This is a genomic window from Microbacterium sp. ER1 (genome assembly GCF_023383675.1).
In the GTDB taxonomy this organism is placed as follows: domain Bacteria; phylum Actinomycetota; class Actinomycetes; order Actinomycetales; family Microbacteriaceae; genus Microbacterium.
Genome location: NZ_QCXO01000126.1, coordinates 58,683 through 79,702 on the forward strand (window position 1 = coordinate 58,683; position 21,020 = coordinate 79,702).

The 21,020-nt window shown below is 73.4% G+C and carries 25 protein-coding genes; 15 read left to right on the forward strand and 10 right to left on the reverse strand.

Features of this window, described 5'->3' with window-relative positions:
- The first annotated feature begins 155 nt into the window (after positions 1-155).
- Positions 156-1,355: a class I SAM-dependent methyltransferase gene (locus BV453_RS04600; protein WP_283398818.1), complete on the forward strand. Its 1,200-nt coding sequence runs from the start codon at positions 156-158 to the stop codon at positions 1,353-1,355.
- Positions 1,356-1,364: 9 nt separating this feature from the next.
- Here BV453_RS04600 and BV453_RS04605 read toward each other — a convergent pair whose 3' ends face one another.
- Genes BV453_RS04605 through flgN form a run of 10 tightly spaced genes read right to left on the reverse strand, consistent with a single transcriptional unit; the run spans position 1,365 to position 9,567 of the window.
- Positions 1,365-2,558, reverse strand: coding sequence for a hypothetical protein (locus BV453_RS04605; protein WP_249520994.1), 1,194 nt, complete (start codon positions 2,556-2,558; stop codon positions 1,365-1,367).
- Positions 2,542-3,663: a hypothetical protein gene (locus BV453_RS04610; protein WP_157544437.1), complete on the reverse strand. Its 1,122-nt coding sequence runs from the start codon at positions 3,661-3,663 to the stop codon at positions 2,542-2,544. The genes BV453_RS04605 and BV453_RS04610 overlap by 17 nt, the downstream gene beginning before the upstream one ends.
- Before the next feature lie 11 nt (positions 3,664-3,674).
- The gene (locus BV453_RS04615; protein WP_025104334.1) at positions 3,675-4,157 is read right to left on the reverse strand and encodes a hypothetical protein; all 483 of its coding nucleotides are present in this window, start codon (positions 4,155-4,157) and stop codon (positions 3,675-3,677) included.
- Complete coding sequence (tsaD, locus tag BV453_RS04620) at positions 4,154-5,242, reverse strand: tRNA (adenosine(37)-N6)-threonylcarbamoyltransferase complex transferase subunit TsaD (RefSeq protein ID WP_025104335.1); 1,089 nt, start codon at positions 5,240-5,242, stop codon at positions 4,154-4,156. Before tsaD ends, BV453_RS04615 begins: the two co-directional genes overlap by 4 nt.
- Positions 5,239-5,727 carry a ribosomal protein S18-alanine N-acetyltransferase gene (rimI, locus tag BV453_RS04625; protein ID WP_025104336.1) on the reverse strand — a complete coding sequence of 163 codons (489 nt, stop codon included), beginning with the start codon at positions 5,725-5,727 and terminating at the stop codon, positions 5,239-5,241. Before rimI ends, tsaD begins: the two co-directional genes overlap by 4 nt.
- On the reverse strand, positions 5,724-6,341 hold the full coding sequence (gene tsaB, locus BV453_RS04630; RefSeq protein WP_025104337.1) for a tRNA (adenosine(37)-N6)-threonylcarbamoyltransferase complex dimerization subunit type 1 TsaB: 618 nt from the start codon (positions 6,339-6,341) through the stop codon (positions 5,724-5,726). Before tsaB ends, rimI begins: the two co-directional genes overlap by 4 nt.
- A 57-nt stretch (positions 6,342-6,398) precedes the next feature.
- Positions 6,399-6,770, reverse strand: coding sequence for a flagellar assembly protein FliW (locus BV453_RS04635; RefSeq protein ID WP_085605846.1), 372 nt, complete (start codon positions 6,768-6,770; stop codon positions 6,399-6,401).
- Positions 6,767-7,648 (reverse strand): flagellar hook-associated protein FlgL, encoded by an 882-nt coding sequence (gene flgL, locus BV453_RS04640; RefSeq protein WP_060923324.1) that lies wholly within the window; start codon positions 7,646-7,648, stop codon positions 6,767-6,769. The genes BV453_RS04635 and flgL overlap by 4 nt, the downstream gene beginning before the upstream one ends.
- A 13-nt stretch (positions 7,649-7,661) precedes the next feature.
- A complete protein-coding gene (gene flgK, locus BV453_RS04645) occupies positions 7,662-9,071 on the reverse strand; it encodes a flagellar hook-associated protein FlgK (protein ID WP_085605847.1) in 1,410 nt (469 codons plus the stop codon).
- 13 nt (positions 9,072-9,084) lie between these two features.
- The gene (flgN, locus tag BV453_RS04650; protein ID WP_025104341.1) at positions 9,085-9,567 is read right to left on the reverse strand and encodes a flagellar export chaperone FlgN; all 483 of its coding nucleotides are present in this window, start codon (positions 9,565-9,567) and stop codon (positions 9,085-9,087) included.
- Positions 9,568-9,785: 218 nt separating this feature from the next.
- Here flgN and BV453_RS04655 point away from each other — a divergent pair, with 218 nt between their 5' ends.
- The 14 genes from BV453_RS04655 to BV453_RS04720 all read left to right on the forward strand — a co-directional run.
- The gene (locus tag BV453_RS04655; protein WP_025104342.1) at positions 9,786-10,589 is read left to right on the forward strand and encodes a sigma-70 family RNA polymerase sigma factor; all 804 of its coding nucleotides are present in this window, start codon (positions 9,786-9,788) and stop codon (positions 10,587-10,589) included.
- A gap of 81 nt (positions 10,590-10,670) precedes the next feature.
- Positions 10,671-11,501, forward strand: a complete 831-nt coding sequence (locus BV453_RS04660; RefSeq protein ID WP_025104343.1) for a flagellin — start codon at positions 10,671-10,673, stop codon at positions 11,499-11,501.
- A gap of 88 nt (positions 11,502-11,589) precedes the next feature.
- Positions 11,590-12,978, forward strand: a complete 1,389-nt coding sequence (gene fliD / locus BV453_RS04665) for a flagellar filament capping protein FliD (RefSeq protein ID WP_025104344.1) — start codon at positions 11,590-11,592, stop codon at positions 12,976-12,978.
- A gap of 2 nt (positions 12,979-12,980) precedes the next feature.
- Positions 12,981-13,367, forward strand: a complete 387-nt coding sequence (fliS, locus tag BV453_RS04670; RefSeq protein ID WP_025104345.1) for a flagellar export chaperone FliS — start codon at positions 12,981-12,983, stop codon at positions 13,365-13,367.
- On the forward strand, positions 13,364-13,660 hold the full coding sequence (locus BV453_RS04675) for a hypothetical protein (protein WP_025104346.1): 297 nt from the start codon (positions 13,364-13,366) through the stop codon (positions 13,658-13,660). The genes fliS and BV453_RS04675 overlap by 4 nt, the downstream gene beginning before the upstream one ends.
- A 112-nt stretch (positions 13,661-13,772) precedes the next feature.
- Complete coding sequence (gene flgB / locus BV453_RS04680) at positions 13,773-14,114, forward strand: flagellar basal body rod protein FlgB (protein ID WP_025104347.1); 342 nt, start codon at positions 13,773-13,775, stop codon at positions 14,112-14,114.
- Positions 14,111-14,506, forward strand: a complete 396-nt coding sequence (locus BV453_RS04685; RefSeq protein WP_025104348.1) for a flagellar basal body rod protein FlgC — start codon at positions 14,111-14,113, stop codon at positions 14,504-14,506. The genes flgB and BV453_RS04685 overlap by 4 nt, the downstream gene beginning before the upstream one ends.
- Before the next feature lie 41 nt (positions 14,507-14,547).
- Positions 14,548-14,808, forward strand: a complete 261-nt coding sequence (gene fliE, locus BV453_RS04690; protein ID WP_051582258.1) for a flagellar hook-basal body complex protein FliE — start codon at positions 14,548-14,550, stop codon at positions 14,806-14,808.
- A complete protein-coding gene (gene fliF, locus BV453_RS04695; protein ID WP_025104350.1) occupies positions 14,808-16,430 on the forward strand; it encodes a flagellar basal-body MS-ring/collar protein FliF in 1,623 nt (540 codons plus the stop codon). The genes fliE and fliF overlap by 1 nt, the downstream gene beginning before the upstream one ends.
- Positions 16,427-17,431 (forward strand): flagellar motor switch protein FliG, encoded by a 1,005-nt coding sequence (gene fliG / locus BV453_RS04700; protein ID WP_249520995.1) that lies wholly within the window; start codon positions 16,427-16,429, stop codon positions 17,429-17,431. Before fliF ends, fliG begins: the two co-directional genes overlap by 4 nt.
- Positions 17,421-18,029: a FliH/SctL family protein gene (locus BV453_RS04705; RefSeq protein WP_249520996.1), complete on the forward strand. Its 609-nt coding sequence runs from the start codon at positions 17,421-17,423 to the stop codon at positions 18,027-18,029. The genes fliG and BV453_RS04705 overlap by 11 nt, the downstream gene beginning before the upstream one ends.
- Positions 18,026-19,318: a FliI/YscN family ATPase gene (locus tag BV453_RS04710; RefSeq protein ID WP_249520997.1), complete on the forward strand. Its 1,293-nt coding sequence runs from the start codon at positions 18,026-18,028 to the stop codon at positions 19,316-19,318. Before BV453_RS04705 ends, BV453_RS04710 begins: the two co-directional genes overlap by 4 nt.
- Entirely contained in the window at positions 19,315-19,737 is a 423-nt protein-coding gene (locus BV453_RS04715; RefSeq protein ID WP_249520998.1) for a hypothetical protein, read from the forward strand. Before BV453_RS04710 ends, BV453_RS04715 begins: the two co-directional genes overlap by 4 nt.
- On the forward strand, positions 19,734-21,020 hold a 1,287-nt coding region (locus BV453_RS04720; protein WP_249520999.1), incomplete at its 3' end, for a flagellar hook-length control protein FliK. The genes BV453_RS04715 and BV453_RS04720, both read left to right, overlap by 4 nt.

Here is a 21,020-nt window from a genome sequence, read left to right on the forward strand (position 1 = left end):
GTCTACCTCTTCTTTCTTGACGCTGACACGAAAGACTCGTTCGCACTCTCAACCCGAGAGTGCTAATGCCAGTGTAGGCGGTCGGCTGGCACTCATGCAATGCGAGTGCCAACCCCGATCCGGCGGCGACCGGGTCCTAGGGTGGGAGGGTGGAGATGTCCGAGCTGCGCGCCCTGCTGACCCCCGCCGGCCTCGAGCTGCTCGATGCGCTCGGGCCGGTCACCTCCACCGCCGAGGCGGCCGCAGCCGTCTCCCGGCTGCGCGCCGCCGGCCACTCCCCCGACCTCGTCTCCGCCGTCGTCGGCCAGGCGCACCTGCGCGCCAAGGCCACGGCGAAGTTCGGCCCGTTCGCCGCCCGCATGCTCTTCACCCGCGCGGGCCTCGAGCAGGCCACACGCCTCGGAGTGGCCGCCCGCCACGCCCAGCGGATCCGCCGGGCCGGCCTCACGAGCGTCGCCGACCTCGGCTGCGGGATCGGCGGCGACGCCCTCGCGTTCGCCGGCGCCGGACTGGCGGTGCACGCCGTGGACGCCGACGAGGTGACCGCGGCCTTCGCCGCCTACAACCTCGCCCCGTTCGGGGAGGACGCCACAGTACGCCACGCGACCGCGGAGGAGGCCCTCGGAGAACCGGTCCCCGGCCAGGCGATCTGGATGGACCCCGCCCGCCGCACCTCCGGGCACAGCGAGACCCGGCGCGTCTCCGCCGACGACTACTCGCCGTCGCTCGACTGGGCGTTCGCCGTCGCCGCGCAGCGCCCCACCGGGATCAAGCTCGGCCCCGCCCACGACCGCGACCGCCTGCCCACGGACGCGGAGACGCAGTGGGTCAGCGCCGACGGGAGCGTGGTCGAGCTCGTGGTGTGGTCGCGCGAGCTCGCGAGGGAAGGGGTGCGGCGCTCCGCTCTCGTCATCCGCGGCGAGCGCTCGCACGAGCTCACCGGATCCGCGGATGCCGAGGACGCGCCGGTCCGTGCGCTCGGGGCCTTCCTCCACGAGCCGGACGGGGCCGTCATCCGGGCCCGGCTCATCGGCGACGTCGCCCGCAGCCTCGACGCGGGGATGCTCGATCCGCGCATCGCGTACCTGACCTCGAACGCCGCCCTGACGAGCCCGTTCGTGCAGTCCTTCCGCGTCCGGGAGACGCTGCCGATCACGCCGAAGACGATCAACGCGGCCTTGAAGACCCACGGCATCGGCCGCATCGAGATCAAGAAGCGCGGGGTGGACGTCGATCCGGCGGCCTTCCGGCGCAAGCTGACCCTGCGCGGCGACGCCGAGGCGACCCTGATCCTCGCCCGGTTCGGCGATCAGCGCCGCGCGATCCTCGCCGACCGGGTGCCCGCCGCGGACTGAGAGAGCGTGTCAGCCCTCCGGGTCGCGGCCCGGGATGTCGACGCGGATCGGATCCCCGGGCGGGCCGGTGGTCACGAGGTAGGACTCGCCCGTCGCCGCGTCGACGACGGCGGGGCCCGAGGTCACGGTGAGATAGGGCGTCTGCCAGCGCGTGAAGTCCACCTCGATGACGGATGCCGACAGCAGCTCCCCGGTCTCCTGGTCGACGTCGAGCAACTGCACGCGGAGCCCGGACTGGACGGCTTCGTCGATCGTGGCGCACTGGCGCGAGCCGTCGGCGTCGACGATCAGGCAGCGCTGGGAGGGCCCGCTCTCCGTGCTGCGGTCGCCGAGCCAGACCGGCTGCTCGCGGAACGACCCGAGGACGGAGAGGTTGAGGTCATAGCCGTCGCCGACGAGCTCTTCCGCCCTCGCGCGCTCCGCCTCGCCGAACTGGGCGACGAGCGTGGAGCTGCCTCCCCAGCGCTGGATGCTCACCATCGGCTCGTCCGTGGTGGAGAAGAGCATGACCGCCGTCACGCTGTCGAAGGAGAAGGAGCTCTCCTCGTCGTCCGCGGAGGAGACCGGCACGGGGAGCGAGGCGTACAGGCCCGTCCCCACCTCCTCCCCGGCCAGGCAGGTCGACTGGGAGTCGGCGCCCACGTCGAGGATCAGGCACCGGGTGGCCCCGTCGTCCTGTGTGGCGAACCAGGCGAGCACCCCCTCCGCCTCTCCCACCGGGCGGACGGAGCCGGGATCGTAGTCCTCCCCGGCGAGTTCGATCCGCCGGTCCTCCTGCGCCTTCGTCAGGGGGAACGCGTCCGGTCGCGGGGCGAACAGCGCCCACCCGGCCCCCACGCCGATCGCGAGGAGAGCCGCCGACGCCACGAGCACCGGCATGAGACCGCGGCGGTTCGCGGCCGGCGCCTCGGACGCGGAGACGTCCTCCGGGTCCTCCGGCGCGGCGTCTTCCGCGACCGGCCCTTTCTCCGGCTCCGGGAGAGCGTCCGCGACCTCCTTCGCACCGCCGGGGTCCGGGGGTGCGGACGTCGCCGGCTCCTCGGACGCGGACAGGGCCGTGCGGCGGCGCTCCGCCTGGAGCTCCTCCAGCCGGAGGGCTGCGGCAGCGTCGAGCCCGCCGTCACGGCCGTATGCCGCACGCTCCAGCGCCCGGCGCTCCGCGTCGTCGTCTCCGGACTGGGGTCGGTCAGTCTCCTCCCGCACCGACGTCGCTCCCTTCTCGGATGATCACGAAGGACGGGGAGCCACCGCCCGGCAGCTCGTAGGTCGTCAGGCCGCCGGTCTCCGCGTCGGTCAGCTGCAACCTCAGCCGACCGTCGTGCTCCTGCAGCGTCTCCGTCGTCTCGCAGGCTTTCGGCGCGTCCGGTGTCGCCCCGTCGTAGACGAGGCACTGCCGCCCCGTCTCGGCCTCGGAGGCCGTCCAGATCGGGACGTCGCGGTCGTACCCCACGACCCAGATCGAGTGGGGGTCGAACCCGTCCTCGACCAGACGCGCGGCCGTGCGGGTCTCTTCCTCGTTCGCATAGGTGATGCCGCTGCCCTCACCGGAGCCGAACTCCGAGACGCCGACGGCCACCGCCGGTTCGCCGTCGGGCGTGAGGAGCAACTGCGCCATGACCTGTCGGGTGTACTCGTCGTCCCGCTGCGTCGTCACCTCGCCCCACAGCCCTTCCTTCTGGACGGCTTCCCGCTGGTTGCAGCTCGGCGTCGTGCTCTCCGCCGATCCGAGGACCAGGCAGACGCTCGCCCCGCCGTTCTGTGTCGCCATCCAGACGACCGCGCCCTCCTCCGTCGCGACGGCGCGCACCGATCCGGGGTCGTACTTCCCGGATGCGATGAGTTCGGACTGCCACCCCTGCTGCTCGGCGCTGAGCGCGACCGCGGCACCGCCGGTCCGGCCGAAGGCGAGCCACCCGATGCCGAGCCCCAGGAGGACCATGACGACCGCGGCGAGCGCGAGCATCCCGCGCGAACGGTGCCGCGCCTCGGTCACGGCGGGGCGGTCGGTCCGGGTGGCGTCGTCCACGGGCTCGTCGTCCGGCACCACGGGAGCGTCGTCTCCTGTCGGAGTCTCGCCGTCGTCCGGCACGGTGGCGAGGGAGTGCCGGGACCGCGGAGGACCGGGCTGCCGGGTCTCCTGCACAGAGCCGGCCATCGGATCCGACGTGCTCGGTCCCGGAGACGGACGCCGCCGGGCATCGTCGAGCTGTCGCAGGCGCGCGGCCTCCGCGTCCGTGAGGCCTCCGCCCGGGCCGAAGGCCTTGCGCTGCAGGGCCCTGCGCTCCTCGACATCGTCGTCGTCCGTCATGGCCATCCCGCCTAGCCGAGTCTCTCGAACTGCATCCCCGCCCAGACCAGCCAGCCGAGGCTGTACACGGTCGCGCACAGCCCCAGCACGAGCGCCCAGCGCGCGATCGCGCGGTTCTCGACGGGGCGGCGCAGCGACATGATGGCGGCGATCACGGCGACGACCGCGACCGGGATCCCCCAGCCCACGAAGAACGATGCGCCGAGCGCGACGATCGCCGCAAGCAGCGCCCACGGCGCCAGCCGCGTGTCGTCCACGGGCACGGGCTCGGACGCCGGCTCCCAGGCGTCCTCCTCCCCGTGGTCGAGGTCGGGCCCGCTCACGACCACGGGCTCGATGCCCACCGGGCCCGTGGGGAGCTTCGTGTAGCCCTCCCGCGGAGCTCCGGGAAGGCGCGCGGTCCCGGCCGGGCGCTCGACCTGCCCGCTCGCGCGCTCGACCCGCGCGCGGGGGGCGACCCCGTCCGGTTCCGGTTCCTGCGCGAGCCCGGTCACGCTGGCACCGCCTCCGCGACCTGGATCTCCGTGACCGGCAGCGTCGAGTCCGCGCCGAAGCCGAGGGTCGAGGCGGGACGCCCCGATGCGATGAGCTCGGCGGCGAGCGCGGCGATCATGGCGCCGTTGTCCGTGCAGAGGGACAGCGGCGGGATGCGCACGGTGACCCCGGCCTCGGCGGCCCTCGACAGCGCGACCTCGCGGAGCCGGCGATTCGCGATCACGCCGCCCCCGAGCAGCAGGCGCGGCACCCCGAGGTCGGCGCAGGCGTTGAGCGCCTTGGTGACGAGGACGTCGACGACGGCCTCCCGGAAGCTCGCGGCGACGTCGGCGATCGGCAGCTCGCGCGCGTCGGCGCCCGCGGCGGCGTTCTCCGCCTCGAAGCGCTCGACCCAGCGGGCGACAGCGGTCTTCAGCCCGGAGAACGAGAAGTCGTAGCGATGCTTCGCGAGGTCCGAGGCACGCGAGAGCCCGCGCGGGAAGCGGATCGCGTCCGGGTCTCCGCCGACCGCGGCCCGGTCGATCTCGGGGCCGCCGGGATACGGCAGGGACAGCAGCCGGGCGACCTTGTCGAACGCCTCGCCCGCGGCGTCGTCCACGGTCTCGCCGAGCAGCTCGACATCGGTCGTGAGGTCGCGCACGTGGAGCAGGGAGGTGTGGCCGCCGGAGACCAGCAGCGCGATCGTCGGGTACTCCAGCGGCGCCGCATCCGGGGTGAGGATGTCGGCCGCGATGTGACCCACGAGGTGGTTGACCGCATACAGCGGCTTGTCGAGGGCGACGGCGAGTCCCTTCGCCGCTCCCACGCCGACCATGAGCGCTCCGGCGAGGCCGGGGCCGCTCGTCACCGCCACCGCATCGAGGTCGGCGAGACGGACGTCGGCCTCGGCCAGGGCGGCGTCGATGGCCGGCTGCAGCGCCTCGAGGTGCGCGCGGGCGGCGACCTCCGGCACGACGCCGCCGTACCGGGCGTGCTCGTCCATGCTGGAGGCGATCGTGTTGGACAGCAGCGTGCGCCCCCGCACGATGCCGATGCCGGTCTCGTCGCAGCTCGTCTCGATGCCGAGCACCAGGGGCTCACTCATGCGGTCGCCTCCTCCGGCGTATCGGCGGGCGCCGGGTGGCGGCGCAGGTCCAGACGCATCACGATCGCGTCGACGTCGTCCGGCTGATAGTAACGGGGGCGCCTGCCGATCTCCTCGAAGCCCTCCGTGCGATACAGCCCCTCGGCCGCCGGGTTGTCGGCGCGCACCTCGAGGAACACCTCGTGCGCGCCCCGGGCGGCAGCCGTCCGCAGCAGGGCACGCAGCAGCGCGCGCCCGCGTCCCTGCCCCCGGACCTCGGCGAGGAGGGCGATGGTCTGGATGTCGGCGTCCGCGCCGCCCTGCAGGGCTCGGACCCCGCCGTAGCCGACGATCGCCCCGCCCTGCTCGTCGACGAGGTAGCGGCCGTGCGGGCTCGCCAGCTCGCTCGCCATGGTCTCCCGGCTCCACGCGTCGGTCGGGAACGAGCGCTCCTCGATGGCCATGATCGCGTCGAGGTCGTCCGGCCGCGCGTCCCGGAGCGTCATGCGCCCACCTTCTTCGGGGCACCGGGCAGGGTGACGTCCGGATGCCGCAGGTAGAGCGGCTCCTCGCCGGCGAGGACCCGGCCGGCGGCGAGCGCCCGCGCCCCCACCCGGGCGAGGTCGACCGCGGACAGCGTCGTCACGTCCACCCGGCGGAGGCCCGCGAGATGCTCGTCGGCGTCGGCGGCGCGCACGAGCACGGTGTCGGCGATCGTGCGCGGGATCCCGTCCTCGTCCTGCCCGTCGAACACGGTGACGGCGACCTCGCGGCGGCGGGCGTCGGTGACGACGGCGAACGGTCCGGTCACGGTGGCCTGGATCGTGAGCGCGGCCGCCGTGTGGCTGGGGACCGGGACGACGGGGACGCCGCGGCCTAGGGCGAACGCCCGCGCGGTCGCGATGCCGATGCGCAGCCCGGTGAACGGGCCGGGGCCCATTCCCGCCACGACGTGCGTGATGCCGTCGGACCCGCCCTCGCGGAGCACGTCGCGCACCAGGTCGCCGATCACCTCGGCGTGGCCCAGCGGGTCGGCGGTACCGGCCTCGGCACGACGCGTCCCGTCCGGGTCGATGAGGGCGACGGCGGTGCCAAGGGAGGTGTCGACGGCGAGGATCACCTCTCCAGGGTAGTCGTCACCCCGCCCGTCACGGCCGGCGATCCGACCCCGCACGGGTCAGCCCAGCGGCGCCCGCACGGGGTAGTCCTGGCCTTCGAGGATGACCTGCGCCGCCGCTCCCGTCGCCCGGTTCACGACGACCGGTGCCAGCAGGTTGACGCTGACGCCCTCGGCGGCGGGGTGGGCGACCACGAGCACGAAGGCGTCGTCCGCCGAGGAGAGAGCGAGGTCGGCGACCTGCGCGTCCGTGAGGGTCGGCGCGTACTCCGTGAGGACGGTGTTCGGGTCGACCAGGTAGAGCCGCAGGGCCTCGTCCTCGACCGCCCGCATCGCGAAGAGCCCGTCGGCGCCCTCGACCGGTGCGAGGGCGAAGTCCACATGGGGTGCCAGTCCGGGCGGCGGGGCCGTGAAGGTGAGCGCGGCGGTCATCGCAGGAAGTCCATCAGCGACGGCTGCAGCACGCGCGCGTTCACCGCGAGCGCCGAGCGGTACACGAGCTCCTGCGCCTGCAGGCGGATGAGCACCTCGACCGAGTCGACGTCCTCGACCGCGGCGCGGCGGGACTCGAGGGACACGGAATTCTGCACTGCCGCCTCCTTGGCGCGTTCGATCTGAGCCTGCCTGGTGCCGACCGCGCCCTGCACGCCCAGCATCGCCGTGCGGCGGTCGTCGATCTCCGCGAGCCGTGGTCCGACGTTGGTGCCGGAGCGGAGGTCGGCGACGATGCGGTCGACGAGGGCGAACACCGAGTCGTCGCCCGTGCCGAACACCGCCGCCCCGTCGGTGTCGACGCGGACGGCCGCCGCATCGGACACACGTCGCGTGACCTCGGAGCCGGCGACGCCGCTGTATGAGTAGTCGGCGGCGAAGGCCGCCGTGTCCGAGGTACCCGCGAACACGGACCGCCCGAGCAGCCGGGTGTTCGCCTGCGAGAGCAGCTCATCGCGGATGCCCTCCAGCTCCACCGCGAGGGCCTCCTTCGCCGCGGCGTCCAGCGCCCCGTCGTTCGCTCCCTGCGCGGTGAGGTCCCGCACCCGCGAGAGCAGCGAGGTGCTGGAGGTGATCGCCGTGTCGGCCGCGGTCACCCACGCCAGGCCGTCGTCGATGTTGCGCGCATACTGCTCGGTGCGGCGCTGCTCGGCGTGCAGGGCGAGGGCGGCAGCGGCCGCGGCCGGATCGTCCGAGGGCGCGGCGAACGCCTTCTGCGACGTGGCCTGCTCCTGCAGACGGGCGAGCTCGGAGAGGTTGGACTGCAGCTGGCGCATCGCCGTCTGCGTCATCGTGGTCTGGGTCACGCGAGAGATCATGGGGCTCCTCCGGTCAGCGTCCGACGACGCCCGTGCGGTTGATGAGGACGTCGAGGGCCTCGTCGACGGCGGTGAGCACGCGGGCCGCCGCCTGATAGGCGGTCTGGTACGTGAGGAGGCTGATCGTCTCCTCGTCGCCGTCCACGGCCGCGACCGACTGCTGGGCGCCGACGGCGCCGACCGCCGCCGCATCCGACGCCTTCGCACGCTGCACATCGGCCGCGGTGGACACGCCGAAGCGGGTCACCTGGTCGGTCCACAGCGCATCCGGAGAGGTCGCGCGCTGCCCGATCTGGGAGATGAGGTCGGCGTTGGTCGCGTCCTTGGAGCCCGCTCCGGGCGCGGCGAGGGCCAGGTCGGCCGCCGAGGTGACGGCCACCTGCAGCCCGAGCGCGGCGGAGCCGGTCGCCGGCAGCGTGAAGAAGTCGCCCCCGGGCTGTCCGGACGCCGTGACACCGGCGCGGTGCTGCGCGTTGAGCGACTCCGCCAGCGCCGTGGCCACCCGGTCGTAGGTGGCGGCGAGCTGTGCCAGCATCCCGCCGTCGGCGGCCGGGGCGAGCACCGCGAGCGAGCCGCCGAGCTCTCCGCCGTCGACCACGAGGGGAAGATCCGGGACCGACTCCCAGACCACGCCGACGCGGGGTGCGCCGTCGATCGTCGCCGCGCCGGTCAGGGCGAGGTGACGCGCGTCGCCCCCGGAGACCAGGGCGTTGCCGCCGAGGCGGACCGTGAGCGTGCCGTCCGCCTCCACGGTGGCGGTGCCGCCGGCGAGCCGGGCCACGTCCTCGGCGAGCAGATTGCGGCGGTCGGTGAGCTCGTTGGCCGAGCGGCCCGAGGCCAGAGCGTCGCGGATCTCGGTGTTCAGCACCGCGATCTGGTCGGCCGCGGCGTTGACCTGGCTGACGGTGCGCTCGGCCGTTCCCCGTGCGGCCGTCCACTGCGCGGCGACGGTGCGATAGCCGCCGGAGATGTGGGCGGCGAGCTCCTTCGCCGACTCCAGGATGCTCGCGGCCGCGGCCCCCGAGTCGGGGGTGTTGGCGAGATCCTGCCACCCCGCCCAGAAGTTCGTCAGCCGGTTCGCGAGGCCCTTGTCCGTCGGTTCCGCGAGCGCCGACTCGGCGGTCGTCGCGGCGAGCGCGCGGGTGGCCCAGTAGCCGGAGGCCCCGAGGGTGTCGCGGACCCGGGCGTCGAGCAGCGCGTCGCCGAGGCGGGACACCCCGTCGATGGAGACGCCGTGTCCGGGGAGCGCGCCCATGCTGAAGCGCCCCGTCTGCGCGACGGCGGCGATGGAGGAGGTCTCGACGCGCTGCCGCGTGTACCCCTCGGTCTTCTGGTTGGCGATGTTCTGCCCCACCACATCCATGCCCCGCCGCGCGGCGGCGAGGCCGCTGGCGGCGGTGGTCAGTCCACTGAAAGTCGACATGAATCCCTCTCGGTCACATCTCGGTGTCGATGATGCGGGCGGCATCCTCGCGGGCGCGGTCGCCGCGGGTGGTGTATTCGCCGCTCTCCTGGCCGAGAGCGGCGATGGTCTCCTGGGTGGCGCGGAGTACTCCGCTGAGCTGCTCCGCGGCGGCGTCGCGCATCTGCTCGACCTCCGCCGTCAGCTTCACGAGCGCGCGCATGTGGTCGGTGAAGACGTCGCCCCAGGCCCCGTCCGGGGCGTGCTCGATGAGCTGGCCGATCGTCGCGTCCTGAGGAGCCCCCCACTCCTCGGCGACGCCGGCGACCTCGACGGCCCTGGCCAGGCTCGCGGCGCGCAGGCGGTCGAGCACCTGATCGATCTCCCTGGCCGCGAACTGGATCCAGTGCGACCGGCCGGCGGCGAGCAGCAGCTGTTGCTCGTCGAGCTTGAAAAGCAGCATCTCGAGCAGCTCGCGCTCGCGCCAGAGCTGCATCGATAGTTCGTTGGCTCCCATGATCCCCTTGTCCCCAGCGATCCCCCGCCCCACGCAGGTGCGATCGGCCCGCCTGTTAACGGTTCATAAATCTCTATCGGCCACCGCGCCCCTAAGGTTACTATGTGGACTGGCGGCGGTTAGTGCTCCCCATGGACATATCCCGGACCTTGTGATATGACCATCTACCCCTCGCCATGGAGCTTCCGGAGTGCATCCAGAGAGGTGGATCATCCCCCATGTCGTCGCGCGCTGAGCGCAACCGCCTCGTCGAGGCCAACCTCCCCCTGGTCGGCTACCTCGCTGCAGACACCCATGCTCGGGCTACCCATATCCCCCGCGAAGAGCTCGCCGCCGTCGGCGCGCTCGCCCTCGTGACCGCCGCCGACGCCTACGACCCCGCGCTCGGCGTCCCGTTCGGCGCGTACGCCCGCCGCCGCATCCTCGGCGCGTTCGCCGACGAGATGCGCGCCATGGACTGGGCATCCCGCGGCATCCGCAAGCGCATCAAGGAGACCGTCGCCGTCCGCGACACCCTCACCGCCGCCCTCGGTCGAACGGCGACCGCCACCGAGATCGCCACCGCCATGGGCTCACCCAAGGAGGCGGTGGTGGAGGCCCTCGCCGACGCCGCGCGCACCGTCGCCCCGCTCGACGACCCCGCCACGCGGGACCTCGTCGCCGACATCCCTCTCCCCGAGGAGTCCGCGCTGGTCGGCGAGCGACGAGAGGTGCTCGAGCACGCCATCACCGCTCTCCCCGAGCGCATGCGGCGCATCGTCGTGGCCGTCTACGTCGAGGAGCGCCCCGTCAAGGAGATCGCCGAGGAGCTGGGCGTGACCCACTCGGCCGTCTCGCAGCAGCGGGCGGAGGCGGTGCGCCTGCTCCGCGACGCCCTGGACCGCTACTTCGCCGAGGGCGGCACAGAGACCACGACCACCACCCGCGTCTCGCCCGCCGCGCGGGATGCGTACTTCGGCCGCATCGCCGAGGCCGCCGGCGTCCGGATCGGTGAGGTCTTCCGCGCCGCCGCCCCCGCCTAACGCGTCCGCATCCTCCGCCGATAGGTGAGTGCAGGAGACCACGGATGGTCTCCTGCACAACACATCACGGAGGAAACCCTCATGGGTATGCAGATCAACACCAACGTGGGCGCGCTCAACGCCTACCGCAACCTGTCCAACACGCAGAACGACCTGTCGAAGTCGCTCGAGAAGCTCTCGAGCGGTCTGCGCATCAACCGCGCCGCGGACGACGCCGCCGGCCTCGCGATCTCCGAGGGCCTGCGTTCGCAGGTCAACGGCCTGAACGTCGCGGCTCGCAACGCCCAGGACGGCATCTCGGTCATCCAGACCGCGGAAGGCGCCCTGACCGAGGTGCACTCCATCCTGCAGCGCGTGCGCGACCTGACCGCTCAGGGTGCGAACGACTCGAACAACGCGAAGTCGCGCGAAGCGATCCAGACTGAGATCGGCGCCCTCGCCGACGAGCTCACCCGGATCGCCGACAGCACCAACTTCAACGGCATCAAGCTGCTCTCGGGCGGCACGACGCTGACGTTCCAGGTGGGTGCGGGCGCGGTCGCCGCCGAGGACCAGATCTCGGTCGGCCTGACCAACTTCGCCAACCTCGGCACCACCATCGAGACGCTCGCCGGCACCATGACCGACGCGGCATCGTACGGTGCGGCTCTGGCGGGCATCGACACGCAGATCCAGGCGGTCTCGACCGCACGTGCCGGCTACGGTGCGCTGCAGAACCGCTTCGAGTCGACCATCAACAGCCTCAACGTGTCGGCCGAGAACCTCGCCGCCGCCGAGAGCCGTATCCGCGACACCGACATGGCGTCCGAGATGGTCAAGTTCACGTCGGCGAACATCCTGTCGCAGGCGGGAACGGCCATGCTGGCCCAGGCCAACCAGGCCAACCAGGGCGTGCTCCAGCTGCTGCGCTGATCCGCGCCGCCGCACGGAATCACTCCGGGGGTCCGGGTGACGGCTTCGGCCGTCGCCCGGGCCCCGCCGCACACAGAAGGGAAGCCGCATGTCGCTCTCGCTCGACGGCCTCGTGTCGGGGCTCAAGACCACCGAGGTCATCAAGGCCCTCATGGACGTGCACGCCATCCCCCGCACGCTGCTCAAGGCCAAGATCGACGACAAGAACGTCGTCATGACGCAGCTGCGCACCCTCAACACGGCCGTGCAGAACCTCGCCGCCGCCGCCGAGAAGGCCGCAGCGCCCGGCGGTCTCGACCGCTTCACCGGCAGCGCGTCGTCCGAGTCGGTGAAGGTCGCCCTGCGCACCGGCGCGGCGCCCGTGTCGACCGACATCGTCGTCGACCGTCTCGCCCAGGCGCACACGGTGGTCTCCGCGTCCGCGAGCCGCTGGCCCGCCGACCCGCCCGTCCTGACGCTCGAGGACGCCACGGGGAAGCGCGTCCAGGTGCAGGCCGACTCGACGTCGATGCAGGACATCGCCCAGGCCATCAACGACGCCGACACCGGTGTCCTCGCCACGGCCGTCCCCGCCGGCAAGGATGCCGACGGCACCCCCGTCTACCGCCTGCAGCTCCGGGCCGAGGAGTCCGGAGAGGCAGGACGCTTCCGCGTCTACGCGGGCGACCTCGCCGCGGTGGCCGCCGGCACCGCCACGGACGTGTCCACGGAGCCGGGCGCCGCTGTCATCGCCACAGGCACGGATGCGCAGCTGCGCCTCTGGGCCGGCACGGCGGCCGAACAGGTCATCACCTCGTCCGGCAACACGTTCACCGATCTCTTCGAGGGCGTCGACGTGACGGTCTCCACCGTCTCGACGACCCCCGTCACGGTCACCGTCGCCGTCGACGGCGAGGCCAGGACCAAGGCCTCCGGCGAGTTCATCGCCCTCCTCACGGACATCTTCACCCGCATCGACAACGGCTCGAAGGCGACGGTCGCCGCGGGACAGGGCGAGAAGACCACCCTCGGCGTCTTCACCGGCGACAGCACCATCCGCGGTCTGCGGACGGCCCTCGCCGACGCCGTGCAGCACCCCGTGGACGGCGTCTCGCCCTCCACGATCGGCATCTCGACCGACATGTACGGCAAGCTCACGTTCGACGAGGAGAAGTTCTCCGAGGCGCTGGCGAAGGACCCCGCGGCCGTCGGCGCGCTCTTCTCCGCGGTCGCGGCACGCGTGGAGCAGACGGCGACCTCGTACTCGGACAAGTACGACGGGCTGCTCACCTCGCGGATCACGGGTCAGGAGAGCGAGGTCAAGAGCCTCGGCGAGCAGATGGAGCGCTGGGACGTGCGCCTCGCGCAGCGCAAGGCGTCGCTGGAGCGCACGTACGCGCGCCTCGAGGTGATGCTGTCGCAGATGCAGTCGCAGTCGTCGTACCTCGCCTCCCAGATCAACGCGCTGCCGAGCAGCCGCTCCGGGTCGGACTCGTGAGCATGAACGCCGCCCTGCGTGCCCAGCAGCGGTACCGCGAGGACGCCATCCTGTCCGCCCCGCCGGAGCGCCTGGTCACGATGCTCTACGACCGGCTCCTGCTCGACATCGAACGCGCCGAGACGGCGCAGCGGGCGGCCGACTGGACCGAGGCCAACACCCAGCTCCAGCACGCGCAGGCGATCGTGGCCGAGCTGTCGTCGTCCCTCACCGACGACTGGAGCGGCAGCGCCGGGCTGCGCTCGCTGTACGTCTTCCTCTCGCAGACGCTGATCGGCGCCAACATCGGCCGCGATCCGGAGCGCACGCATGCCTGCCGCGAGCTCGTCGTGCCGCTGCGCGACGCCTGGCACGCCGCCGCCCTGGCCGTCGTGGAGGGCCGCGCATGACGGACGAGGACTGGGCCGCGCTGCTCGACCGGCTCGAAGCGGACGCCGACCGGATCATCGCCGCGCCGGCGGGAGCCGTCGAGGTGCACGACATCATCCCCTGGGCGCCGCCGTCCTCCCCGCTCCCCCCGCACCTGGCCGATCGCGCCCGTGCGGTGATCGACCGGCAGCACGCCGCCATGGAACGCGCCCGGTCGGAGCTCGAGGGGCTGCGGCAGCACCTCGGTGCCGTCCGGCGCGTGCCGGCACCCCGCTCTCCCGATGCCCCCGCCTACCTCGACGTGGACGGGTGAGGAACCCTCCTAACGAAACCGCACGGACGGCCGACAGTCCCCCGAGAGCACGGATGGCTCGCAAGACTCGGCCAGGGAACGGCCACTTCACCCACACACGGGGAGCCGGTTCGTGTTCGACTCTGTGACCATCACCGCACTGACCAGTGCGCTGAACGGCCTCTCGCTGCGCCAGCGAGCCATCGCCGACAACATCGCCAACATCAACACCCCCGACTACCACGCCAAGCGCGTGCAGTTCGAGGCCGCGCTCGCCGACTCGATCGCCGCCGGTGACGGGGACGTGTCCGCCACGGTCGGGACATCGCTCGAGCCGACACGGCTGAACGGCAACAACGTGAACCTCGACACCGAGACCCTCTCCAGCATCGACACCATGCTCCGCTATCAGTTCGCGACGCAGGCCGTGAACGGATCGTTCTCCTCGATGCGCACCGCGATGAGGACGTCATGACCTTCGACGCCATCGGGATCGCCGGCACGGGACTGACCGTGCACCGGAAGTGGCTCGACGCCATCAGCGACAACATCGCCAACATCAACACCGCGACGTCGACCGACGGCGCGGCGTTCCGGGCGCGCTACATCCTGGCGCAGACCAGCGACCAGTCCCCCGGGGTCTACGTCGCCGGGACCGTCCAGGGCGACGCCGAGGGCCGGCTCGTGCACCAGCCCGACCACCCGCTCGCCGACGCCGACGGCTACGTGCGCTACCCCGACATCGACCTGGGAGACCAGATGAGCCAGCTGATCCTCGCGCAGCGCGGATACCAGGCGAGCGCGGCGATCGTGGACCGCGCCCGCACCTCCTACGAGGCGGCGCTGCAGATCGGGCGGAACGCGTGAGCGCCGTCGCCGGCATCGAGGCCGTCGCCTCGTCCCTCGGCATGACCACCTCGCCCGTGACGGGTGCGAAGACCGGCGACGACACGGCCTTCGCGAACAGCGTCACCGGGGCGATCGACGAGCTGCGCTCGCTGCAGTCCGAGTCCGACACCCTGAAGGTCGCCGCCGTGACCGGCGACCTCGACGACATCCACGCCGCGATGATCGCCTCGTCGCGCGCCGCGGTCACCCTCGAACTCGTCGCCGCCGTCCGCAACAAGGGCGTCGACGCGTTCAACGAGATCATGCGGATGCAGGCCTGATGCCCCCGGCAGTGACCGGGGCGTTCCAGCGGATGCGGCGGGTGATCGCCGGATTCTCGCTCGCGCAGCGGACCATCGCCATCATCGGCATCGCCGTGCTCGCACTCGGCATCATCGCCCTGTCCAGCTGGCTCACCCGCCCCACGTACACACCGCTGTTCTCGGGGCTGAACGCCACGGACGCGAACGCCGTGGTGGAGCAGCTGCGCTCCGCCTCCGTCCCCTACGAGCTCGCCGACGGCGGCGCCACCGTGCTCGTCCCCGAGAAGGACGTCTACGACCAGCGGCTCGCGGCCGCGTCCGCCGGACTGCCGAGCGCCGGATCGGCCGGGTACTCGCTGCTCGACGACATGGGCGTCACCACGAGCGAGTTCCAGCAGTCGGTCACCTACAAGCGCGCGATCGAGGGCGAGCTCGCCGCCACGATCTCCGCGATCGACGGCGTCTCCGCGGCCTCCGTGCAGCTCGCGATCCCCGAGGAGAGCGTCTTCGTGTCGGAGACCGTCGACGCGACGGCCTCCGTGTTCGTGGAGACCGCCGGACGCACGACGCTCGACCAGAAGCAGGTCGAGGCCATCGTGCACCTCACCTCGGCCGCCGTCAGCGGCATGAAGCCGGAGAACGTGGCCGTCGTCGACCAGACCGGGCGGACGCTGTCGACCGTGGGCGGCGGGGCCACCGGCGGCCTCGACCAGCAGGCGAGCGACTACGAGGCCCGCGTGGCCGCGAGCGTGCAGCAGATGCTGGACACCGTGGTCGGCCCGGGCAACGCGACCGTGACGGTGGTCGCCGAGATCGACCGCTCGGTGAACGAACGCGTCGAGGAGACGTACACGCCGGCCGAGGGCGCACCCCCTCTCACCGAAGAGGTCCGCGAGCAGAACAGCAACGGCTCCACCTCCGAAGCCGGGGTCCTGGGTCCGGACAACATCGCCGTGCCGAACGGGAACGGCGACGGCACCTACCGGTCCTCCGAGGAGACGCGCACCAACGCGGTGAACAAGGCCACGGAGAGCACGTCCACCCCCGCCGGAAACCTGCTGCGGCAGTCGGTGTCGGTCGCCGTGGACGCCGGTGCGGGCGGAGACCTCAGCTCCGCGCAGCTCAGCGACCTCGTCGCCACCGCAGCCGGCATCGACCGCACCCGCGGCGACGAACTCGCCGTCGAGCTCGTCGCGTTCAGCCAGACGGACGCCGAGGCCGCCCAGGCCGCGCTGCAGGCGGCGAAGGAGGCCGAAGAGGGCGCCCGTCAGGCCGCGCTCCTGAACACCGTCATCATCGCCGCCGCCATCGCCATCCCGCTCATCGCCGCGATCACCGCGCTGATCATCCGGTCCCGACGGAAGGCGGCGGGTGTGGAGGAGTTCGACCAGCTCTTCGGTGACCGGCCCGCCGAGCTCGCCGCGCTCTCCGCCGACGCACCGACGGCCGTGCTGGAGGCGCCGACCACCCCGCTCGCCTTCCTCGAGCCGGTGCCGGATCTCGACCCGGACCCCGAGCCCGAGCCCGCGCAGATCAGCCTCGAGCGCCGCCGTGCCGAGATCGACGCCCTCACCCGGCAGGACCCGCAGCGCACGGCCGAGCTGCTGCGCACGCTCATCGACGACAGGTCACGGGCATGAGCGGACTCACCGATCGGCAGACGGCCGCCATCGTCCTCATGAACCTCGACCGCGCGCAGGCCGTCGAGGTCATGAAGCATCTCTCGGAGACCGAGGCCGAGGCCGTCGCCGCCGAGATCATCGGGCTGCAGGACCTCGATGCGGAGACGACCGCCCAGGCGCTGGGACAGTTCCATCGCATCGCGGCCGGGCACCTGCCCCCGGCCCGCGGCGGGCGCGACATCGCCGCCGGGCTCCTGGAGGCCTCCTTCGGGTCGGAGCGGGCGGCCGCCGTGCTCGGCCGCGTGGGCTCCACGTCGATGAGCGCCTCGTTCGACTTCCTCGCCTCCGCCGACGCCGCCCATCTCGCCACGCTCCTGGACGGCGAGCTGCCGCAGACCGTCGCACTCGTGCTCGCGCACCTCCCCGCCGATCAGGCCGCCGCCGTGCTCGCCGCGCTGCCCGACCCCGCCCGGACCGACGTCGCGCAGGCGATCGCCACCATGGGCACCGCCTCCCAGGAGGCCATCGCCATCGTCGCCGACGCCCTCAAGGCGCGGACCGGCAGCCTCGCGTCGCGGGACAGCCCCGAGGTGCTCGGCGGCGTCGAGCCGCTCGTGGAGATCATCGGCCGCTCGGGGGCCACCATCGAGAAGGCCCTGCTGGCGAGCATCGAGGACCGCGACAGCGCCCTCGCGGAGGACATCCGCTCGCGCATGTTCACGTTCGCGGACATCGTCAAGCTCGACGACCGGGACACCCAGCGCGTGCTGCGGGGCATGGACATCCGGTCGCTGGCGCTGGCCCTCAAGGGCGCCCAGCAGCCGATCGTCGATCTCATCCGCCGCAACGTGTCCGAGCGCAACCGCGAGAACCTCGAGGAGGAGGCCAGGACGCTGGGCCCCGTGCGCGTCTCCCAGGTCGAGGAAGCGCGGGCCGAGATCGTCCGCACGATCCGGGCGCTGGAGGCCGCCGGGGACATCACCGTGCAGCGGGCCGACGAGGACGAGTATGTCTACTGACGCCTTCGCCCCCGCCGCGTTCCCCCGGCTCGGCGGCTCGGACCACCGCGGGGAGCAGGAGCGCGCGCGCCGCCGCGGGTACGCCGAGGGCCACGCCGCGGGCTTCCGGGCGGGTACGGCCGACGCCGAAGCCGCGCACCGCGCCGCCGCGGCCGAGCAGGCGGAGCGGGAGCGCCATCGCGCCGAGGAGATGGCCGCCGCGGTGGCGGCCCTGCACGCCGCGGCACGCTCCCTGGCGGAGCGGGAGGCGGAGCTGGAGGCCGCCGCGACGACGCAGGTGCTCTCCCACGCGATCGACCTCGCGGAGATCCTCCTCGCGGCCGAGCTGAGCGATGCGGGCACCGCGGCGGCCGCGGCGGCCCGCCGCGCCCTGAGCGCGACCGCGCCGGCCGCGGTACGCAGCCTCCGCGTCCATCCGGAGGATCTCCGGCTCCTCGCCGCGGAGACCGGAGACGACCTCGCCGCATTCCCGCTCGTCGCCGACGACACCCTCGCCCGCGGCGACGCCGTGGCCGTGCTCGCGCACGGCGTCATCGACGCGAGGGTCGGGACGGCGTTCGAGCGCGCGCGCCGCGCCCTCGCGGAGGGCACGCCGTGAGCTCCTGGGCGGCGGTGCTCGAGGCGGCGCGGCCGGAGCGCATCGGCGAGGTCTTCCAGGTGCGCGGACTCAGCGTGCAGGTGCGCGGGCTCGACGGCGCCATCGGGGACGTGGTGACGCTCGACGGCATCGACGCCGAGGTCGTGGCGACGGGCGAAGACGGGCTGCGCTGCATGCCGCTCGCCCCGGTCGCCGGACTCACCGTCGGCGCCCCGGTGCGCGGCCGGGGCGGCCCGGTGCGCGTTCCCACCGGACGCGCGCTGCTGGGCCGGGTCCTGGACGGCCTCGGGCGTCCCATCGACGGCAAGGGTCCGCTCGCGGCGCCGCAGGTGACCCTGGATCATGACACCCCCTCGATCATGGAGCGCGATCGCATCGACACCCCGCTCCCCCTCGGCGTGCGCGCGCTCGACACCCTCGTCAGCGTCGGCCGAGGGCAGCGCGTCGGCCTGTTCGCGGGATCCGGCGTGGGCAAGTCGTCGCTGCTGTCGATGATCGCCCGCGGCACCGAGGCCGAGGTCACCGTCATCGCCCTCGTCGGCGAGCGGGGCCGCGAGGTGCGCGAGTTCATCGAGGACGACCTGGGCCCGGAGGGACTCGCCCGCTCGGTCGTGGTCGTCTCCACCTCGGATCAGCCGGCGATGGCCCGCATCCGCGCCGCCTTCACCGCCACCCGGATCGCGGAGGCCTTCCGCGACGACGGGGCGCACGCGATCCTCATGATGGACTCGCTGACCCGCGTCGCCATGGCCCAGCGCGAGATCGGGCTCTCCGCGGGCGAGCCGCCGGCCACCCGCGGCTACCCGCCCTCCACCTTCTCGCTCCTCGCCGGACTGCTGGAACGCGCCGGCACCGACCGCGCCGGCTCCATCACGGGCATCTACACCGTGCTCGTCGACGGCGACGACCACAACGAGCCGATCGCCGACGCGGTCCGCTCCATCCTCGACGGCCACGTCGTACTCGACCGTGCCCTCGCTCTCGCCGGTCACCACCCCGCCATCGACGTCCTCGGGTCCGTGTCCCGCGTGGCCGGCAAGATCACGAGCCGGGAGCGCCGCGCACAGGCGGCCACCCTCCGCGCCGTGCTCGCGGCCCGACGCCGGGCGAACGACCTCATCGACATCGGCGCCTATCACGCCGGCGCCGACGCCCGTATCGATGCGGCGATCGCCCATGAACGGCCGATCTCGGCGTTCCTCACCCAGCCGCTCGACGAGACGAGCGCGATCGACGACTCCTGGGCCCGGCTGGAGAGCCTCGTCTCCGCCTTCGAGGGGGTCTCATGAGCAGAGGGTTCTCGCTCGCCGGTCTCCTGCGCGTCCGGGAGATCCAGGAACGCGCCGCCGCGCAGCGTCTGTCGCGCGCGGTGATCGACGCGCAGCACACCGAGGCCAGAGACCGGGCCCTGCGCGCGCACCTGGCCGGCGCGGACACCGAGGCCGTGGACGTCCGTGCGCTCGCGGCGCTCGCGGCGGCCCGGGTCTCCGGCCGGGCGCTGCTGGCCGACCTCACGACGCTGTCGGCCCTCCAGCAGGAGACGGTCGCGGAGGCGCGGTCCGCGCACGCCGACGCCCGGCGCACGCTGCGCGGCCTCGAGCGTCTCGCGGACGGCCACGCCGAGGCGGTACGCGCCGCCGACCTGCACGCCGAGCAGGCGGAGCTGGACGAGATCGCCTCCCGCTCCCGGACGGAGGGCTCGGCATGACCGCTCTCGACCTCCTCGCGGCGCTCGACGTGCGCCCCCCGCGCTCCGCAGCCCCGGCCGGCCGCGGCGGCGCCCCCGGAGCCGCCGCCTTCGCCGACGCCGTGCGCGATGCCGCGCGGGAGACGGAGCCGGCCGGCCCCACGTCGCCCGAGGACCCCGCGACCGACGCAGCGCCGAGGAGCGACGGCACCGCGGCCGTTCCCGCCGACGGTGCCGTCGCCACGCCGCTTCCGCTCCCGGCCCCGTCGCCCTCCGGGTCGGTGGTCGCGCCGCCCGCGATCCCGACTGTCGTTCCGCCGGACGCCGGCCCGACGGTGGTTCCGACGCCGCCCGAGGGAGAGCAGACTCCGGCGACTCCGTCTCCGGCACCTCCGTCTCCGGCGGGTCCGGCCATCTCCGGCACCGACGCGCTCCCCCTGCCCGCCGTCGACTCCGCCTCCCCCGCGGCGACGCCTCCTCATGCGGAGGCGGTGCCCACGGCGGCCGGCATGGCACCGGTCGACGCACCGGTCGACGCCGGAGCGGTCCGGTCGGCCCCCGCTCTCGCGTCGTCGGCGCCATCGACCGCGCCTCCGACGACCGGAGCGGTCGTGCCGTCCCCGCCCTCCTCGTCCATCGAGGCAGCGGCGGGCGCGCGTACCGGCGAGGACGGCGGGACGAGCGCAGGATCGGACGGCAGGACGTCCCGCCTCGCCGGCCCGGCGCCGGACGGAGCGACGGCCACGCTCGCGCTCCCGACCGAGGCCACGACCGTCCCCGAGACCTCCACCGTGTCCGGGACGCCCTCCATCCCGGTGCCGTCCGCCGCCACCCCCGCAGGCTCGAGCGCCGTCGACCCGGTCGCAGCCGGGTCCACGCCCGCGCCGAGCCCGGTCGCCGCCACGGCCACCGCGCCCGTCACGCCGCCGAGCGCCGTCCCCGCGCCGGTCCGACCGGCCCTGCTCCCCCAGGTGGCGGCTCCGGTGCTGTCCCTGGCCCAGGCCCCCGACGGCGATCACCGGATCACGCTCACCGTCTCGCCGGAGAACCTCGGTCCCGTCACCGTGCGGGCCCACATCGCCGGCTCCACCCTGCGCATCGAGCTGCAGGCCCCGAGCGAGATCGGCAGGGACGCCCTGCGCGCCCTCCTCGTCGATCTCCGCCGGGACCTCGCGGTCGCCGCGCCGCACGCCACCCTGAGCCTCAGCACCGGGGACGGCTCGTCCTCCTCGCCCCAGCACGGCGCGACGACGCACGGCCAGACCGGGAACGGCGACCCGGACACCCCGCGCCCGCCGACCACC

What these genes read in the sequence shown, in the direction of transcription:
- fliF (WP_025104350.1), top strand. Translation starts at nt 14,808, where the DNA reads ATGCCCCCGGCAGTGACCGGGGCGTTCCAGCGGATGCGGCGGGTGATC.
- flgN (WP_025104341.1), bottom strand. Translation starts at nt 9,567, where the DNA reads ATGGGAGCCAACGAACTATCGATGCAGCTCTGGCGCGAGCGCGAGCTG.
- BV453_RS04600 (WP_283398818.1), top strand. Translation starts at nt 156, where the DNA reads ATGTCCGAGCTGCGCGCCCTGCTGACCCCCGCCGGCCTCGAGCTGCTC.
- BV453_RS04655 (WP_025104342.1), top strand. Translation starts at nt 9,786, where the DNA reads ATGTCGTCGCGCGCTGAGCGCAACCGCCTCGTCGAGGCCAACCTCCCC.
- flgL (WP_060923324.1), bottom strand. Translation starts at nt 7,648, where the DNA reads ATGATCTCTCGCGTGACCCAGACCACGATGACGCAGACGGCGATGCGC.
- tsaD (WP_025104335.1), bottom strand. Translation starts at nt 5,242, where the DNA reads ATGAGTGAGCCCCTGGTGCTCGGCATCGAGACGAGCTGCGACGAGACC.
- rimI (WP_025104336.1), bottom strand. Translation starts at nt 5,727, where the DNA reads ATGACGCTCCGGGACGCGCGGCCGGACGACCTCGACGCGATCATGGCC.
- fliD (WP_025104344.1), top strand. Translation starts at nt 11,590, where the DNA reads ATGTCGCTCTCGCTCGACGGCCTCGTGTCGGGGCTCAAGACCACCGAG.
- fliE (WP_051582258.1), top strand. Translation starts at nt 14,548, where the DNA reads ATGACCACCTCGCCCGTGACGGGTGCGAAGACCGGCGACGACACGGCC.
- BV453_RS04675 (WP_025104346.1), top strand. Translation starts at nt 13,364, where the DNA reads ATGACGGACGAGGACTGGGCCGCGCTGCTCGACCGGCTCGAAGCGGAC.
- flgK (WP_085605847.1), bottom strand. Translation starts at nt 9,071, where the DNA reads ATGTCGACTTTCAGTGGACTGACCACCGCCGCCAGCGGCCTCGCCGCC.
- BV453_RS04705 (WP_249520996.1), top strand. Translation starts at nt 17,421, where the DNA reads ATGTCTACTGACGCCTTCGCCCCCGCCGCGTTCCCCCGGCTCGGCGGC.
- fliS (WP_025104345.1), top strand. Translation starts at nt 12,981, where the DNA reads ATGAACGCCGCCCTGCGTGCCCAGCAGCGGTACCGCGAGGACGCCATC.
- BV453_RS04635 (WP_085605846.1), bottom strand. Translation starts at nt 6,770, where the DNA reads ATGACCGCCGCGCTCACCTTCACGGCCCCGCCGCCCGGACTGGCACCC.
- BV453_RS04715 (WP_249520998.1), top strand. Translation starts at nt 19,315, where the DNA reads ATGAGCAGAGGGTTCTCGCTCGCCGGTCTCCTGCGCGTCCGGGAGATC.
- BV453_RS04660 (WP_025104343.1), top strand. Translation starts at nt 10,671, where the DNA reads ATGGGTATGCAGATCAACACCAACGTGGGCGCGCTCAACGCCTACCGC.
- BV453_RS04685 (WP_025104348.1), top strand. Translation starts at nt 14,111, where the DNA reads ATGACCTTCGACGCCATCGGGATCGCCGGCACGGGACTGACCGTGCAC.
- fliG (WP_249520995.1), top strand. Translation starts at nt 16,427, where the DNA reads ATGAGCGGACTCACCGATCGGCAGACGGCCGCCATCGTCCTCATGAAC.
- BV453_RS04610 (WP_157544437.1), bottom strand. Translation starts at nt 3,663, where the DNA reads ATGACGGACGACGACGATGTCGAGGAGCGCAGGGCCCTGCAGCGCAAG.